Origin of the sequence: Faecalibacterium prausnitzii, from assembly GCF_049532945.1 — a bacterium.
Lineage (GTDB): Bacteria > Bacillota > Clostridia > Oscillospirales > Ruminococcaceae > Faecalibacterium > Faecalibacterium prausnitzii_N.
Genome location: NZ_CP186691.1, coordinates 15,591 through 32,049, shown reverse-complemented (window position 1 = coordinate 32,049; position 16,459 = coordinate 15,591). Strand labels below are relative to the sequence as shown.

The window sequence follows — 16,459 nt, the reverse complement described above, 5'->3', positions numbered from 1 at the left end:
GTTCAGTTCAAAAGCTCCACGATGGCCTGATAGTTGCGGGCACAGTTCTGGTCATCCACCTGGTCGAACAGCGCGTCCACACGCTTTGCGTAGAAGGGGGATATCGTGCCGTTCTGGGCCAGAGCGCCGTCCAGCTCCCGGAAGAGCGCTGCCTGCTCGGTGACCACAGGCCCGAAGCCGTCGTCCCGGTAGCTGAAGTAGCCGACGTCGTGGTGCACGCCCCAATACTGCGCCTCATCGAACTGGTAATAGAGGAGGGGCTTTTTCATATAGGCAAAATCGAACTGTACGCTGGAAAAATCGCTGACCATGACGGCGGATTCCATCAGAAGGGTCTGCACATCGGCCTCACCCAGCGCTGCGATCTTTACCCGCGGGTTGGCGGTGTGGAAGCTGCTCAGAAAACGCTGCACCTCGAAATGAGGGTAGAAGACGGCCTCATAGCCGTGCTTCTCCAGCAGCGCCTCCAGCTCCGGGCTGGAGATGACATCCTGCCAGTGCCGGAAATAGTCGCTCTGCTCAAACTCGGCCTGAGTCTTCCGCTCGATGGCGTAGGTGCGCCAGGTGGGCATCAGCAGCAGCTGGCGCTTGGTCTCGTGGGGGCGCAGCAGGGCGTCAAACCGGCACAGACCCAGCCGTTTGACAATACCAGCTGGATAATGATAGGCGGATTCTACAAAATCCCGTTCTTTTTGCAGGGAACAGACGAAAAGGTCGGTGCGGATGTTGGGGTAGTGATACCATTTCATGTCGTCGATGATGACCCCATGCTGCAAAAAGGCGCGGGGGCCATGGACCACATGGAGCTTGTCGAGCATGTAGTAGCTGTCGATCTCCGGGGTGTAGCCCAGCACATGGGTGCTGATCTTCATTTCCGATGCGGCGCAGAGCAGATAGTGCTTCCAGCTGCGGTAGGGCACGACCCGGCCCAGCGCCTGCACCCGCTCATAGTCCGAGAGGGTGGGGTCTGCCACGAACCAGCTGTTCAATTCAGGATGCTCCCGGTTCAGGTAGGCAAAGATGTGGTAGCCGTTGTCCCGCGCTTCGCGGCCCCGCTCAGAGACGAGCCAGACATGCCGGTAATCCTTGTTCCAGCACTTCAGAACGGCAGCACAGCAGGTGGCAGTTTCATATTTCAGGAGTTCCCGCAGGAGATGGAAGGCGCGCCGGGTCTTTCGCAGCAGATCGTTCATAGACGTCGTTCCTTTACATTCAGTTGATAATATAGAGAAAATTCCGATTCATCAGGCTTTCTTCATCACATCGCCATACAGTGCCAGCAGCTGGTCGCAGTAGCGCTCCAGCGTCATCATGCGGTCTTTTTTCTGGATGCAGTGGGCCGACATCTCGGCCAGCAGGGGCTTGTCTGCATAGAGTGCCCGGATCTTTTCTGCGTAGGCGGCCGGGGTGAAGGTGTCGTTCAGGATGCCGTTGCGGCCCTCTTCCACCAGTTCCGGGATGCCGCCGATCCGGTTGCAGAGCACCGGGGTGCCGAGGGACTGGGATTCCAGCAGAGACAGCGGGCAGTTTTCGTACCAGATGGACAGGTGCAGGGTGAACAGCGCCTCGGCTACGAGGTCTTCGAGCGCTTTGCCGGTCTGGAAGCCGACGTACTTCACGTTGGGCAGGGTGCAGTTTTTGCACAGATCCTCCATGGGGCCGCTGCCCGCGATGACGAAGGGAATGTCCGGCAGCAGCTTGCAGACTTCGAGGATGCGGTCGATGCCCTTTTCCTCCGAGAGGCGGCCGAAGTAGAGGACGTAATCTCCCTTTTCGGCAGGGGCAGCCGCAGCGACCCGGCTCAGAAAGTTGTGCAGCATCACCGTCTTGCCCCGGAAGCGGGGGACAGTGAGGAGCTTCTTCTCAAGAAACGCACTGGGGCAGATGAAGCGGTCGATCTTGTCATAGACGTGATTGCACTCGTAAAGGGTGCCTTCCACGGCACCGATGAGGCTCTTGGGCAGCGAACCGTGGATGCAGCGCTTTTTCACGCAGGGCCACTTGCTTTTTTTGCCCATGCAGGCTTCGCAGAGCTTTTTGGAGTTGAACTCCATCATCATGTGGTTGGGGCAGAGCATCTGCACATCGTGCACTGTCTGAACCATGGGCACCCCGCATTCCGCCCCGGCGCAGATGACCGAAGGCGTCAGCTGGAAATTGATGTTGTTGAAATGGATGAGGTCGGGCTGAAACTGCCCGATGACCTGCTTCAGCTTCCGTTTTGCCTCAGACGAGTAGAGGATGCGGAAGGGGTAGAGCAGCTTTTCCGGCCCGGCGTTGTGGAAGTCCATATTGGTGGTGGCGAGGTGCAGGGCATTGCCGACGGTGTTTTTTTCGTCGTACATGCCAAAATATTCGACCTCGTGGCCCCGGCGGGTCAGTTCCTCGCCGATTTTGAGGAAGTAAGTCTCTGCACCGCCGCGGGGGTAGAGAAATTTATTGACGAATAAGATCTTCACAGGGTCCAGCCTTTCGTTACGAAAAGTAGAATCGGAGGATTCCTATATAATAGGTACAAATAAACAACTTAATAATAGCATCATCCCTCTTTTCCTGCAATATGTATTCACAAAATCACCGCAATTTGGCGGGGCAAACGGCCCAAAACCGCAAAAAACCGTGAGCGGCGGAATGGCATCTTCCGCGCCCACGGTTCGTCAGGGGTGGATATTCGGTCAAAGATCGTAAAGTGCGTTCAAAAATTTATTGCAGCGTGCTCGGTGCGTCGCTCAGGTTGTGCACGATGCCATACCAGCGGCAGTTTGTCTGCTTGCTCAGGTCTTCATCACTGAACTTGGTCACGCCCGCGCCGTTGATGTCCGCGTTGAAGACCTTGTACATCGTCTTGCCTGCCGGGCTGGCCGGGAAGACGTAGGCCGTCAGGCCGGTGGGCCAGGTATTGGAAGCAACGTACCATTTGAGATTCGTGATGTAAACGACATACTGGCCGGAGCCGAACTGGAACCCCTTCTGGTAGGTGTCGATGTAGCAGTCCGAGAAGCGGGTGCCGTTGCCCCGGATGTATGCGAAGACAGTGTTCTCCAACAGGGCCTTTTTGGTGTCGTTGTCGCTGTAGTTGAAATCGAAGCACCAGGCGTGGATGTTGTGAAAAATGCTGCTGCCGTTGCACGAGAGCGCCGTCTTCACGTTCAGGATGACGGTATCACTGTACATCGAATCGCCGGTGTCATAAATGCCCACGGCGTTCGGGTAGTCCAGCGAGGACTCGATCATGCAGTTGCGCACCATCAGCTCATAGGAGAGGTTCGCTTCCGTCTGACCGTCACTGGTGGTCATAGACGAGTCGTTGAACTTGCCGCAGATGCCGTACCGCTGGAAATTCTGGATGGAGATATGGTCCAGCAGGGTGCATTTCTGCCGTGCCACAGCGATGCAGTCATCTGCCTTGAAGTTCGCGTTGACCTTGCCGTTGCCCCGGATGAACATGTCCTGCTGGGGCGTTTCGGGCGGGTACATCTTGCCGCGGATCTCGATGAACCGGTTCACCTTGGTGCGGGCCGTGCATTTCAGCTCGGCGTTGTCCAGTTCCATGTAGCACTGGTCGAATACCAGCTTGCCGGAAAACGCATACACGCCCTTCGGGAAATACAGCGTCTCGGCCGGGTGCGCGGCGATGAGCGCGTTGAACGCGGCCAGGTTGTCGGTGGTGCCGTCGGCCTTGAAGCCGTAGTCCAGCACGTTCAGCATCCCGCTGCCACTGCCGCCTGTGCTCAGCGTGGTGCCATTCAGGTCGTATACCATATCAGTTTGCCTCCATCAGGGTCGTGATCTGTGCGTCGGTCAGCGCCGTGTCGAATACCTGGAAGTCGTACACCGTGCCATTGAAGAAACGTGCCTTGCCGTCCGTAATTTCGCCTGAGGCGGTGGTCCAGGAAGCGCCAAGGATCAGCGAACGATCCACGGTCTTGTTCGCGGCATAGTTCGGGATGTTCTTCCACTCGGTCAGGGAACCGTATGACAGGAACCGGAACTGCGTTCCCTTGATCTGGAGCAGAAACTTCAGTTTCTTCCCGGATTCGATCTTGACAAAGTGACTGCCGTAGGTGAACATGTTCATGCCCACGGTTCCGTTGGTCCATGTTGAAACGATGATGCCTCTCTGATCGTTGGTGAGATCGCTGAAGCAATCAAGCAAAGTCGTCACCGTATTACCTACACTGTCAGCCACCGTAAAGGTGGCGTACACTGTCAGATTCATGCCGGTGTCGATGGCTGCGAACGGCTTGATCCCGGTGTCGATACACTCTTTGTCGGCCGGCACAAAGGTCTTCTGAGCCGCCAGTTTATAGCGCGGCGTCGGCAGGCCGTCGATGGGGGTGTCCGGCTGGCTGGGGGGATCTGGCTGGCTGGGCGTGGGCGGGACATCGGGTAGGCTGCTGCCGCTCCAGAGTGCGGCCAGTGCATTGTAGTGGGGCAGCATCTCGCCGTTGTCGTAGACGGCGTGGCGGAACAGCGCAAGGATGAGCCCGCGCTCCTCGTCGGACAGGTCGGATGCGGCGTTGCGAAGCTCTCGCTTGACCTGCTGCAAAAACTGCTGCCAAGCCGGGGTGCCCGGTTCGGGCAGGGTTGGGTCCGTGGTGCCGGAGTTGCTCAGCACCCTGTAGGGGACGCTGGCGCTGGTCACGGTGCGGGTGCCGTCGGAGCCTTCAAAGGTGACGGTCCCGCTGCCGCCCTGCGCGGTGACGAGGGCGGGCACTTCGACGCTCCCGTCGGCCACAAGGGTGGTCAGCGGCTCGGCCGGACCGGGCAGATGCCAGAACGCTACAACGGTGGTGCCGTCCCACTCGCCGGAGCAGACGACCCGCAGCCGATAGACGCCGGTGTTGTGCGCGTAGCCAAGCAGAAGCCCGCCGGAATAGCCCGAAAGGACGGCGCGGCCGTTGGAGCAGAGCGTAATTTGTTGTTCGATCATAGAAAACCTCCCATCTGTAAAAAAGATCAAGTGCAAGCAGGAACAGGAAAAAGCAGAACGCTGCCCTGTGCAGGGAAAACGGCGCTAGGGGGAACGATCCATTCACTTCGCCTCCTTTTGGTTGTGAAATGGCTGCGTTTGTGTGTGAAAACAGTATAAATCAACAACGGGAAGTTGTCAATACGAAATTTGAAGATTTCGCAGCGTGGGGCCGGATGCGTTGCAATCGCGCGGCCGGTGCGTTATAATACAACCACACAGACACGACCAGGAAGCCCAGAGGATGTGGTGTAAGAAAGGAACGTGGATATGAACTATATCATGGCACTGGATGCCGGGACGACCTCGAACCGCTGCATCCTGTTCAACAAGGCGGGCGAGATGTGCAGCGTGGCTCAGAAAGAGTTCACCCAGTATTTCCCGAAGCCGGGCTGGGTGGAGCATGACGCAAACGAGATCTGGACCACGCAGCTGGGCGTGGCGCTCTCGGCCATGAACCAGATCGGGGCCAGCGCGTCGGACATCGCGGCCATTGGCATCACCAACCAGCGGGAGACCACCATCGTCTGGGACCGTGAGACCGGGGAGCCGGTCTATCATGCCATCGTCTGGCAGTGCCGCCGCACCAGCGCCTACTGCGACGAACTCAAGGCGCGGGGCCTGACCGAGACCTTCCGGGCAAAGACAGGTCTGGTCATTGACGCATACTTCTCCGCCACCAAACTGAAATGGATCCTGGACAATGTGCCCGGTGCGCGGGAAAAGGCCGAGGCCGGGCGGCTGCTGTTCGGCACGGTGGAGACCTGGCTCATCTGGAAGCTGACCGGCGGCAGAGTGCATGTCACCGACCGCACCAACGCCAGCCGCACCATGCTGTATAACATCCGCACGCTGGACTGGGATGAGGATATCCTGCGGGAGCTGAACATCCCGCGCTGTATGCTGCCCACGCCCATGCCGTCCAGCTGCTTCTACGCGGAGGCCGACCCGATGCACTTTGGTTCGGGCATCAAAATTGCAGGCGCAGCGGGCGACCAGCAGGCCGCGCTCTTCGGGCAGACCTGCTTTTCGGCGGGTGAGGCGAAGAACACCTTCGGCACCGGCGGCTTTCTGTTGATGAACACCGGCAAAACGCCGGTCGTCTCGAAAAACGGCCTTGTCACGACCATTGCGTGCAGCAGCGGAAAAAGCGTGAATTATGCGCTGGAAGGTTCCATCTTCGTGGCCGGTGCGGCCATCCAGTGGCTGCGAGACGAGCTGCGGCTGCTGGAAGAAGCCCGCGACTCCGAGTATATGGCCCGGAAGGTGAAGGACACCAACGGCTGTTATGTGGTGCCCGCCTTCACCGGCCTCGGTGCGCCACACTGGGATCAGTACGCTCGCGGCACCATCGTGGGCCTGACCCGCGGCTGCAACAAAAATCACATCATCCGTGCCACGCTGGACAGCCTGTGCTATCAGGTGAACGACGTCCTCCACGCCATGGAGGCCGACTCCGGCATCGCCATGAAGGCCCTGAAGGTGGACGGCGGTGCCTGCGCCAACAACTACCTGATGCAGACCATGGCCGACATCAGCAGCCTGCCGGTGGAGCGCCCCTGCTGCGTGGAAACGACCGCTCTGGGCGCAGCCTATCTGGCGGGCCTTGCCGTGGGCTACTGGCAGTCCACCGACGAGGTGGTCCGGAACTGGTCGGTGGACCGCACCTTCCTGCCGGATATCTCGGCCGAGGAGCGCGCCAGGCGCATCAAGGGCTGGAATAAGGCCGTGCGTTGCGCCTATCATTGGGCGCTGGATGAGGAGTGAAACGGGACAATACGGTGGCTGAGAGGAAGCAATTCGCAATGCAATACGAAAAAAGCTGCGGTGCGGTGATCTATACCGTACAGAATGGAACGAGGTTCTACCTTGTAGAGCAGATGCAGAAAGGGCATGTGTCCCTTTGCAAAGGCCATGTTGAGAAGGACGAGACAGAACTTCAAACGGCAGAGCGGGAGATTCGGGAAGAAACAGGTCTTGATGTGGAGTTTGTGGAAGGTTTTCGGAAAACCATCGCGTATTCTCCCAGGATGGACTGCATGAAAACCGTGGTGTTCTTTCTGGCACATGCGGAGCACACGAGTGTGAGAGTTCAGGAAGAAGAGGTCAGGGAGATCAAATGGCTGCCGTTTGAAGACGCCGTGGAAGCATTGACCTTTGATTCGACCCGTGAAATACTGCGGCAGGCGGATGCGTTTTTGAATGGGTGATAACGATAGTCTTTGTGTCACCACTGGTGACACAAGTCAGCTGGACGAATCATCTGCTGATTATGTCTGGTTCCAAATCCGCAGAAGAACGGCATTTTTATCTTTCTCTTTGTGTAAAAGAACATTATTCAAAACGCGAATTGGAACGTCAAATGGACAGTGCGTACTATGAGCGATCCATGCTGTCCTCTAAAAAATTGCCGCCGCAATCGGTTCCGCAAAGTATTCGCAGCAGCATTTTGGATACCTATATTTTGGAGTTTTTGGATTTGCCGGAAGATTTCTCTGAAAATAACCTGCGAAAAGCGATTACGCACAATCTCAAACAGGTGATCCTGGAATTTGGAAAGGACTTTACTTTTATTGGAGAAGAATATCGTGTGCAAGTCGGCGGACAGGATTTTTATATTGATTTGTTGTTCTATAATAGGGCGCTGTCCTGCCTTGTTCCCATTGAGTTAAAAATCGGAAAATTTAAGCCGGAACATATTGGCCAAATCAACTTTTATCTGGAAGCTCTTGACCGTACCGTGAAAAAACCAAATGAAAATCCCAGTGTAGGTGTTGTTCTCTGTGCAAGTAAAGACGATGCTGTGGTAGAGTACGCATTGAGCCGCAGTATGTCTCCAACGTTGGTTTCTGATTATAAACTTTGTCTGCCGGATAAAGAAGCTTTGCAGGCAAAGCTTCGTGAAGTGACAGATATTGCGTTAGAACAGGCTGATAAGTAAACGGTTTACCTGACACTGGGTGAAACGAGAAGTGTGATTGAATTTACGGAGGAGCGAATGGGCGATTTTACGGTAGAAGAAATGCTTGCGATGCAGCAGGCCCTACAGGAAAAATACAAAGACAAGTGGGAGCTGATCGGCCCGGAAGCGGGCAAACATAAACTATTATGGATGCTCGGTGAAGTCGGAGAGGTCATCGACATCATCAAGAAAAACGGGGACAAAACTGCTGTTGAAGATGCAGCGATACGGCAGCATCTTGTGGAAGAAATGGCGGATGTGCTCATGTATTACAATGATGTCCTGCTGTGTTATGGAATCAGTGGGCGGGAACTGAAAGAGGCATATACCGCCAAGTTTGAAAAGAATATGACGCGCTGGTAAGAAAGCGCAAAAAGAACCCCCGGCTGGAGATGTTGGAGTCTCTGGCCGGGGGTTTGTCTATCCAAAAATTATCCCATAACCACCGTGACTTCCACGGTCTCGCCCGCTTTGGCGATGGGGAGGATGCGGATGATTCGGATACATTAAAAATGCAAACGGCTATAGATATTTGGAAATGGCATCTTTGGAGCTGGATAAAATTTGTCGCAAGGCAAGAAGCTGGGCATTAGAGCAATCCTGTAGTTCCAGCGTGATCTCTTCCAGCAATTCGGTTTTGCCAAGGGCATCTTTATCAAAAATCAAGTCGTCTGTTCGTACACCCAGTGCGCAGGCGAGGTCCACCAGAACAGGGAGACTGAGCTTCGTATATCCCGTTTCGATGTGGCTCATATGAACGGTTGAGATGTTGACCATTTCGGCTAATTCTTCTTGCGATAAATTCAGACGCTTCCGATGTGCACGGATTCGTTTTCCTATAGCGGCATAGTCCATAGATTTCCTCTTTGTCTACATGGTTTAACTTTTGACCATAGAGTTTATTATTTTCTTGCAGTATAGAGTGGAGTATGCTATAATCGAATAAACTAAATAGACATAAAAAGTCTATACAGTTAAACTGTCGCTTTGGAAAACAAACGAAGGAGTGATTTCTATGCGGTTGAAAAAGAAAATCTTGCGTGGAGTGACGGCGGCTGTGCTGGCAGCGGTGCTTCTGACGGCCTGTGCGGGCGGCGGCGAAGCTCCGGCTCCGTCCAACCCGGACAACAACACGATGGGCGGTGGAACGGTCACGACTCCGACAGAACCGGAAAAGCCGACTCCTACCGAGCCGGAAAAACCGACGCCAAATCCCACAGAACCGGAACAACCGGAACCGTCTGAACCGGAAACGCCTACGGAACCGGATGAACCCAGCGATGGCATCGAGTGGACCTACAAGGACAACGGCAATGGCACTGCGACTCTGACCGGCTATAACAAGTCCGGCGAAAAGGTGCCTTCTGGTGCAGTTACCATTCCTCGTAAGGTAGGCGAAAAGAAGCTGACAGTGACAGCGATTGGAAATAACTGCTTCTATCAGGATAACAATATTACCAGTGTGGTCATTCCGGATACCGTGAAGTCGATTGGTGCAAAGGCTTTTTATGCGTGCAGAAATTTATCAGCAGTAACATTCCCGGAAGGGTTGCAGACGATTGGAATGTATGCGTTTGCATCAGATGCACTGATTGAAGTAGTTGTTCCTAAGAGCGTGACAAGGATGGAAAATGGCGTCTTTGACGGCAATGCGGCACTTCAGAGCGCAACGATTCTTGGCAATGCAAGTCTCGGATACGGAACCTTCTATCAATGCTCAAGTTTGCAGAGTGTGAAAATCGTGGGTGAGGTTTCGGAGATTCCGACGAATACCTTCTCTGATTGCAAACAACTGAAAAATGTGACGCTTCCCAAGACGATTCGTGTGATTGGTGGAAGCGCATTCAAAAACTGCATTTCGCTGGGTGAGATCGCACTTCCGGATACGGTCACAAGCATCGGAACCGGTGCGTTCTATAACTGTTCTTCGTTGAAAACAATTACGATCCCCAAAAAGGTGGCTGAACTGAAGGAGAGCACTTTCCAATATTGCACGGCGTTGACCGGTGTTTCTCTGCCGGACGGTCTGGCTGTCATTGGGCCGTCGGTGTTCAATGGATGCAGTGCGTTGACGAGCATCAATCTGCCAGACAGTATTACGACGATTGGAAAATACGCGTTCCAGAAGTGCATTGCACTGGAAAGCATAGCTCTTCCTAAAAAAATCACCACGATTTCGGGCTGTCTGTTCAATGGATGCACTTCTCTGAGCAGCGTTGTGATTCCGGAAGGCATCGTAAATATTGAATATGATGCGTTCAACAATTGCTCTGCAATGGAAAAAATCGTGTTGCCGAATGGTGTGAAAAATATCGGCAATGAAGCCTTTATGGGATGTAAGGCATTAAAGGAAATCACATTGCCAGACAGCATTACAACAATTGGAGACAACTCTTTCCAGTATGCTGGCTTGACCAGGCTGACTCTGCCAAAAGGACTGAAAACGATTGGTGCGCAGGCGTTTTATGAGTGTAAATCGCTTCATAAAACTGCCATTCCGGAAGGTGTGACCAGTGTTGGACGCTCGGCATTTTCTGGATGTGCAGCCCTTGAATGCGTCTATCTCCCGCGCAGCCTGACACGAATTGAAGTTTATACTTTTGAAAACTGCAAATATGTGGAAATCTGCTATGGCGGAAGCGAGGCAATGTGGAACCAGATCAGCATTGAAGGCTACACGGAAAGGGGCGCCAACAAGATACTTTACAACGCTCCGAAGCACTTCAATGCCCAGCCGTCAGACATCAATAAATATGCAAAATTCTAATTTCTAAACGTTCAAAGAATAAATCGAGCAAAACGAAATCCCCGGCTCCGCGTATTGCAGAGCCGGGGATTTCGTTTATGAGAAAAAGGAAAATCGGGAACTTATCCCATGACCACCGTGACTTCCACGGTCTCGCCGGGGGCGGCGATGGGGAGTACATTGCCGGGGATGGGAGAACCGTTGACGGTGACGCGCTTCACGCCCTTCTGCACGGCGTCAGGGTTCTCGACCCGGATGTGGTACACGGCCCCGCGGTAGCGGCGGGTAACGGTGAAGCCGCCCAGCGTGTGTGGGATACAGGGGTCTACCTTCAGGCCGTCCAGCGTGGGCTGGATGCCAAGGATATACTGGCTCACATTGAAGAAGGTCCATGCGGCAGTGCCGGTCAGCCAGCTGTTCTTTGCTTCGCCAAAGGTGGGGGCATCCTTACCGGCCACCATCTGGCTGTAAACATAGGGTTCGGTGCGGTGGATCTCGGAAATATCCTCGATGTAGGCCGGGCATGTCTTGCGGTACACCTCAAAGGCCCGGTCGCCATGCCCCAGAACGGCTTCGGCACAGCTGATCCACGGATTGTTGTGGCAGAAGATACCGGCGTTCTCCTTGTATCCCGGAGGATAGCTGGAAATTTCGCCCAGATTGAGCTGATAACTGGTGTATGCAGGTTGGTGCAGAACCACACCGTACTTGGTATCCAGCCGTTCCTCTACGCTCTTCAATGCCTGCGCGGCCTGACCGGTCTCCTTGCCAATGCCAGCCATGACGCACATGCCCTGCGGCTCAATGAAGATCTGGCCCTCGGTGCACTCCTTGCTGCCAACAGGCTTGCCAAAAGCATCGTAGGCGCGGCGGAACCATGCGCCGTCCCAGCCAGAGGTCAGGGCCGCCTGTTCCACGCCGTCCACGGCCTTGCGGGCCGCAGCGGCTTCATCGGCAAGGTTCAGGTGGTCGCACAGTTCGGCGTACTCGTGGCCGTACTTGACGAACATGCCCGCAATGAACACGCTTTCGGCCACAGGGCCTTCGCTGGGACCGGTGATCTGGAAGCTCTCGCCCGGGTGCTCCGAGAAACAGTTCAGGTTCAGGCAGTCGTTCCAGTCGGCGCGGCCAATGAGCGGCAGGCCGTGGGGGCCAAGGTGGGTGACGGTAAAGTTAAAGCTGCGGCGCAGATGCTCCATCAGGCTCTGTGCCTTGCTGGCATCATTATCAAAGGGCACCTGCTCGTCCAGAATAGACCAGTCGCCGGTCTCGCGCAGATAGGCGGCAGTGCCGGCAATGAGCCACAGCGGGTCATCGTTGAAGCCGGTGCCGATATCGCGGTTGCCTTTCTTGGTCAGGGGCTGGTACTGGTGGTAGGCGCTGCCATCCTCAAACTGGGTGGCGGCGATATCCAGAATGCGCTCCCGTGCGCGGGACGGAATGATGTGTACAAAGCCCAGCAGATCCTGACAGCTGTCGCGGAAGCCCATGCCGCGGCCGGTCCCGCTTTCAAAGTAGCTGGCCGAGCGGCTCATATTGAAGGTGACCATACACTGATACTGGTGCCAGATGTTCACCATACGGTCCAGCTTTTCCTCGCCGGAATGCAATTGCAGGGTGGAGAGCAGCTTGTCCCAGTGGTCGGCCAGCGCCTTGCGGGCCGCGTCCACCTGTGCATCGGTGGCATAGCGTGCGATCATGGCATGGGCACGCTCCTTGTTGATAACACCGGGAGCCGTGAACTTTTCTTCCTGTGGGTTCTCGATGTAGCCCAGACCGAAGAGGATGGTCCGGGTCTCCCCGGCTTCCAGGGTCAAGTGGAAGTGGTGGGCACCGACCGGGGCCCAGCCGTGGGCAATGCTGTTGGAGCAGCGGCCCGCCTTGACGGCTTCCGGCTCGGCGGGGCCGCCGTATACGCCGCAGAAGGCGTCGCGGGCGGTGTCGAAGCTGGTGACCGGGGTGTTGGCCCAGAACACCGCGTAGTGGTCGCGGCGCTCGCGGTACTCGGTCTTGTGGTAGATGGCGCTGCCCACGACCTCCACTTCGCCGGTGGAGAAGTTGCGCTGGAAGTTGGAGCTGTCGTCAATGGCATCCCACAGGCAGAACTCCACATAGCTGAACACATCCAGCGTGCGGGGGGCATCGGTCTTGTTTTCCAGCGTCAGGCGGTCGATCTCGCAGGCGTCGCCGCGCGGGACGAACAGCTCCTGCTGGGCGCGGATGCCGTTCTTCTCACCCTCCAGAATGGTATAGCCCAGACCGTGGCGGCAGGCGTAGCTGTCCAGCTCTGTCTTGGTGGGCTGCCAGCCGGGGTTCCAGACGGTATCGCCATCCTTGATGTAAATGTGGTGGCCGTCCATATCCAGCGGGGAGCTGTTGTAGCGGTAGCGGGTCAGGCGGCGCATCCGGGCGTCGCGGTAAAAGCTGTAGCCGCCCGCCGTGTTGGAGACAAGACTGAAGAAATCCTCGCTGCCAAGGTAGTTGATCCAGGGCAGGGGCGTGCGGGGCGTGTCGATCACGTATTCCCGATGCACATCATCAAAATGGCCGAATTTCATACGATCAGTTCCTCCTTTGCAAAAACAGGAAACGCGCTGCAACCATCAGAAAGGCGAAAACGATTAAGAACGCGCTGCAAGAAAAGAGAGAACGATTACGTTGCTTTAAGGATAACCGATTCCACAGCGAAATTCAAGTGGTTTTATGAAATATACAACGCACTGGGCAGGAAGCGGATCTCGGCTTAATTGTAAGGATTTTGTAATGATTTTGAAGAGAAAACGAGTTTTTTTCATGTGAAGCAGGCGGGGCGGGGGAAGCGCTGCGCCTTCTGGAACCGGCCCACAGGCTCCAAACAGGAAAAGAAAATCCCCATTCTAAAGTAATAATAAGATCCTGCCAGAATGTCCCCGCTGATACGAAAGCACGAAACGAAAAAATATTCGAAAATGAGCGAAAGAGAGCGAAAATGGAGCAAACTGCATAATTTGATTCGCCGAAAATCGAACAAACTGCCAAAATCATGGCAATCGACACAAAAGATTTTCTCTTGCGCTTGATTTTTGGTGCGAAATGCGCTATATTGAAGTTGCGAAAACGATTTAGGATTCGTTCAGAACCAATCGGTTCCTGAGAGGAGGACGACGAAATGTCATCCCTGAAAGATCTGGCGCAGGAATGCGGGGTCTCAGTGGCCACGGTGAGCAAGGCGCTCAACGGCCAGTCGGATATCTCCGAAGCCACCCGCACCCGTGTTCGGGAGGCGGCCCGCCGGATGGGCTATGTTCCCAATATGGCAGCCCGCTCCATGAAGACCAACCGTACTTATAACATCGGCGTCCTGTTCGTGGACGAACGGCAGAGCGGCCTGGCACACGAATACTTCTCCGCTGTGCTGGACAGCTTCAAAGTCCGGGTCGAGCAGCTGGGCTACGACATCACCTTTATCAACCGGAACCTCGGCGGCAAGACGATGACCTATCTGGAGCATTGCCACTACCGCGGGGTGGACGGAGCCGTGATCGCCTGTGTGGATTTCACAGACCCGCAGGTGGTGGAGCTGGTGAACAGCGAGGTGCCGGTGGTCACGATCGATCATGTGTTCAATAACCGCATGGCAGTCCTTTCGGACAACGTGGCCGGCCTTTCGGCGCTGGTCCGCACGGCATACAGCCAGGGCCACCGCCGCATCGCCTTTATCCACGGCGAAAAAACCGCCGTTACCGAGAACCGTCTGGCGGGCTTCTACAAGAGCTGCGATGAGCTGGGGCTGGAAGTTCCGGATGTGTATGTGCGGGAGGGCATCTACCACGACGCCGCCCGCTGCGCACAGGAAACGAAAGCCCTGCTGGCGCTTCCGCAGCCGCCCACCTGCATCATCTTCCCGGACGATTTCTCCGCGCTGGGCGGCTACAACGCCATCGCGGAGGCGGGGCTGAGCATCCCCGAGGACATCTCGGTGATGGGCTACGACGGCATCTACCTTTCCCGGGTGGTCAAGCCTCAGCTGGTGACTTACCAGCAGAACACCATGATGCTGGGGCGCACCGCCGCAGACAAGCTGGTGCAGATGATTGAGCACCCGCGTGTGACACTGGCCGAGCAGCTGCTCGTGACCGGCAAGCTGCTGGAAGGCGACTCCGTCGGCCGACCGGCCCAAACGTAGTTCCTCGGCTCCGGGCGGACCGGAGCTTTGATAAAACAAAACGGATTTCGTTTGCATGAGAACCATTGAAGGAGGTTTTCTACTATGAGAAAGATTTCGCGTCGTAATTTCCTGGTCGCTTCTGGTGCAGTCGCCATCACCGCAGCGCTTTCTGCATGCGGCGGCAGTTCTTCCACTGCCAGCTCGACCGCAGCCTCCTCTGCAGCCGCTTCTTCTGCCGCAGCCGGGCCTGCCGCACAGGGCAAGGTGCTGAACATCTGGTGCTGGAATGATGAGTTCCAGAGCCGCTTCAACGACTACTATCCGGAAGTTTCCGAGATCGCAGCCGACAAGTCCACCACCACCCTGAAGGATGGCACCGTTGTGAAGTGGACCATCAATGCCAACGAGAACAACAACTATCAGAACAAGCTGGACGAAGCCCTGCTGAGTCAGGACAGCGCTGCTGATGACGACAAGATCGACATCTTCCTGATCGAGGCTGACTATGCTCTGAAGTATGTGGATTCCGATTACGTTCTGGATGTCAAGGCAGACATCGGCCTGACCGACGACGATCTGGCTGGCCAGTACCAGTACACCAAGGACATCGTTAGTGTGGACGGCAGCCAGCGCGGCACCACCTGGCAGGCAACTCCCGGTCTGTTTGCATACCGCCGCAGCATTGCCAAGGATGTTCTTGGCACCGATGATCCCGCCGAAGTGCAGACCTACCTGTCCGACTGGGATAAGTTCAATGATGTAGCTGCACAGGCAGCCGCCAAGGGCTACAAGATGCTGTCCGGCTTTGATGATGCATACCGCACCTTCTCCAACAACGTGGCAGCTCCGTGGGTCACCGGCACTACCGTTACCGTTGATGAGAACATTATGAAGTGGGTCGATCAGACCAAGGAGTACACCGATAAGGGCTATAACAACAAGTCCAGCCTGTGGGACAGCCAGTGGGCAGCCGATCAGGGTCCCACCGGTAAGGTGTTCGGCTTCTTCTACTCCACTTGGGGCATCAACTTCACCCTGCTGGGCAACTCTCTGGAGACTCCTGTCGCTGAGGGCGGCAAGGAAGAAGTTGGCAACGGTATCTACGGCGATTACGCTGTGTGCGAAGGCCCTCAGCCCTACTACTGGGGCGGCACCTGGATCTGCGGCGCAGCCGGCAGCGACAACATCGAGACCATTAAGGATATTATGCAGAAGCTGACCTGCGATGAAGCCATCATGAAGCAGATCACCATGGATACGCAGGACTACACCAACAACGAGAAGGCTATGAACGAGATCGCAAACAGCGATTACAGCTCCGCTTTCCTGGGTGGCCAGAACCACATCGCTCTGTTTGCAGAGGCAGCCAAGAAGATCGATATGTCCAACGCCGGTCCGTACGATCAGGGCCTGAATGAGAGCTTCCAGAATGCATTCAAGGATTACTTTACCGGCAACGTGGACGAAGATACCGCAAAGGCAAACTTCGAGACCGCTATCAAGGAGAAGTATCCTGAGCTGACCGACGTGGTGTGGCCCGCATAAGGCAGACGCACTCGCACACAACTGAGATCAGGGGGCGGGCCGGGCGCAGTGCCCCGCCCGCTCCCTTTTTCCTGCAACACCCGTCAG

General features: G+C 55.7%; 13 protein-coding genes. 7 read left to right on the top strand and 6 right to left on the bottom strand.

Going from position 1 to position 16,459, the window contains the following annotated elements:
- Positions 1-2: 2 nt before the first annotated feature.
- The 4 genes from ACNQFG_RS00165 to ACNQFG_RS00150 all read right to left on the bottom strand — a co-directional run bounded on the left by ACNQFG_RS00165 (position 3) and on the right by ACNQFG_RS00150 (position 4,933).
- Positions 3-1,193, bottom strand: coding sequence for a CDP-glycerol glycerophosphotransferase family protein (locus tag ACNQFG_RS00165; RefSeq protein WP_423405574.1), 1,191 nt, complete (start codon positions 1,191-1,193; stop codon positions 3-5).
- A 51-nt stretch (positions 1,194-1,244) separates the two neighbouring features.
- Positions 1,245-2,459: a glycosyltransferase gene (locus ACNQFG_RS00160; RefSeq protein ID WP_423405573.1), complete on the bottom strand. Its 1,215-nt coding sequence runs from the start codon at positions 2,457-2,459 to the stop codon at positions 1,245-1,247.
- 244 nt (positions 2,460-2,703) lie between these two features.
- Positions 2,704-3,762 carry a glycosyl hydrolase family 28-related protein gene (locus ACNQFG_RS00155; protein WP_423405572.1) on the bottom strand — a complete coding sequence of 353 codons (1,059 nt, stop codon included), beginning with the start codon at positions 3,760-3,762 and terminating at the stop codon, positions 2,704-2,706.
- A 1-nt stretch (position 3,763) separates the two neighbouring features.
- Positions 3,764-4,933: a hypothetical protein gene (locus ACNQFG_RS00150; RefSeq protein ID WP_423405571.1), complete on the bottom strand. Its 1,170-nt coding sequence runs from the start codon at positions 4,931-4,933 to the stop codon at positions 3,764-3,766.
- A 309-nt stretch (positions 4,934-5,242) separates the two neighbouring features.
- On the opposite strand from ACNQFG_RS00150, the gene glpK reads away from it, so the two are divergent.
- The 4 genes from glpK to ACNQFG_RS00130 are packed head-to-tail and all read left to right on the top strand — an operon-like array spanning position 5,243 to position 8,297.
- Positions 5,243-6,739 (top strand): glycerol kinase GlpK, encoded by a 1,497-nt coding sequence (gene glpK, locus ACNQFG_RS00145; protein WP_423405570.1) that lies wholly within the window; start codon positions 5,243-5,245, stop codon positions 6,737-6,739.
- Positions 6,736-7,182, top strand: a complete 447-nt coding sequence (locus ACNQFG_RS00140) for a bis(5'-nucleosyl)-tetraphosphatase (RefSeq protein ID WP_423405569.1) — start codon at positions 6,736-6,738, stop codon at positions 7,180-7,182. Before glpK ends, ACNQFG_RS00140 begins: the two co-directional genes overlap by 4 nt.
- The gene (locus ACNQFG_RS00135) at positions 7,179-7,913 is read left to right on the top strand and encodes a PDDEXK nuclease domain-containing protein (protein WP_423405568.1); all 735 of its coding nucleotides are present in this window, start codon (positions 7,179-7,181) and stop codon (positions 7,911-7,913) included. The genes ACNQFG_RS00140 and ACNQFG_RS00135 overlap by 4 nt, the downstream gene beginning before the upstream one ends.
- Before the next feature lie 57 nt (positions 7,914-7,970).
- Positions 7,971-8,297 carry a dATP/dGTP pyrophosphohydrolase domain-containing protein gene (locus tag ACNQFG_RS00130; RefSeq protein WP_423405567.1) on the top strand — a complete coding sequence of 109 codons (327 nt, stop codon included), beginning with the start codon at positions 7,971-7,973 and terminating at the stop codon, positions 8,295-8,297.
- Between the two features lie 159 nt (positions 8,298-8,456).
- Here ACNQFG_RS00130 and ACNQFG_RS00125 read toward each other — a convergent pair whose 3' ends face one another.
- Positions 8,457-8,789: a helix-turn-helix domain-containing protein gene (locus ACNQFG_RS00125; protein WP_118553998.1), complete on the bottom strand. Its 333-nt coding sequence runs from the start codon at positions 8,787-8,789 to the stop codon at positions 8,457-8,459.
- A 160-nt stretch (positions 8,790-8,949) separates the two neighbouring features.
- Here ACNQFG_RS00125 and ACNQFG_RS00120 point away from each other — a divergent pair, with 160 nt between their 5' ends.
- Entirely contained in the window at positions 8,950-10,701 is a 1,752-nt protein-coding gene (locus ACNQFG_RS00120) for a leucine-rich repeat domain-containing protein (protein WP_423405566.1), read from the top strand.
- Positions 10,702-10,802: 101 nt separating this feature from the next.
- Here the strand turns inward: ACNQFG_RS00120 and ACNQFG_RS00115 are convergent, their stop codons facing one another.
- Positions 10,803-13,238 carry a GH36-type glycosyl hydrolase domain-containing protein gene (locus ACNQFG_RS00115; RefSeq protein ID WP_423405565.1) on the bottom strand — a complete coding sequence of 812 codons (2,436 nt, stop codon included), beginning with the start codon at positions 13,236-13,238 and terminating at the stop codon, positions 10,803-10,805.
- Positions 13,239-13,828: 590 nt separating this feature from the next.
- On the opposite strand from ACNQFG_RS00115, the gene ACNQFG_RS00110 reads away from it, so the two are divergent.
- On the top strand, positions 13,829-14,845 hold the full coding sequence (locus tag ACNQFG_RS00110) for a LacI family DNA-binding transcriptional regulator (protein ID WP_423405564.1): 1,017 nt from the start codon (positions 13,829-13,831) through the stop codon (positions 14,843-14,845).
- Between the two features lie 84 nt (positions 14,846-14,929).
- Positions 14,930-16,372, top strand: a complete 1,443-nt coding sequence (locus ACNQFG_RS00105) for a carbohydrate ABC transporter substrate-binding protein (RefSeq protein WP_423405563.1) — start codon at positions 14,930-14,932, stop codon at positions 16,370-16,372.
- Positions 16,373-16,459 lie beyond the last annotated feature (87 nt).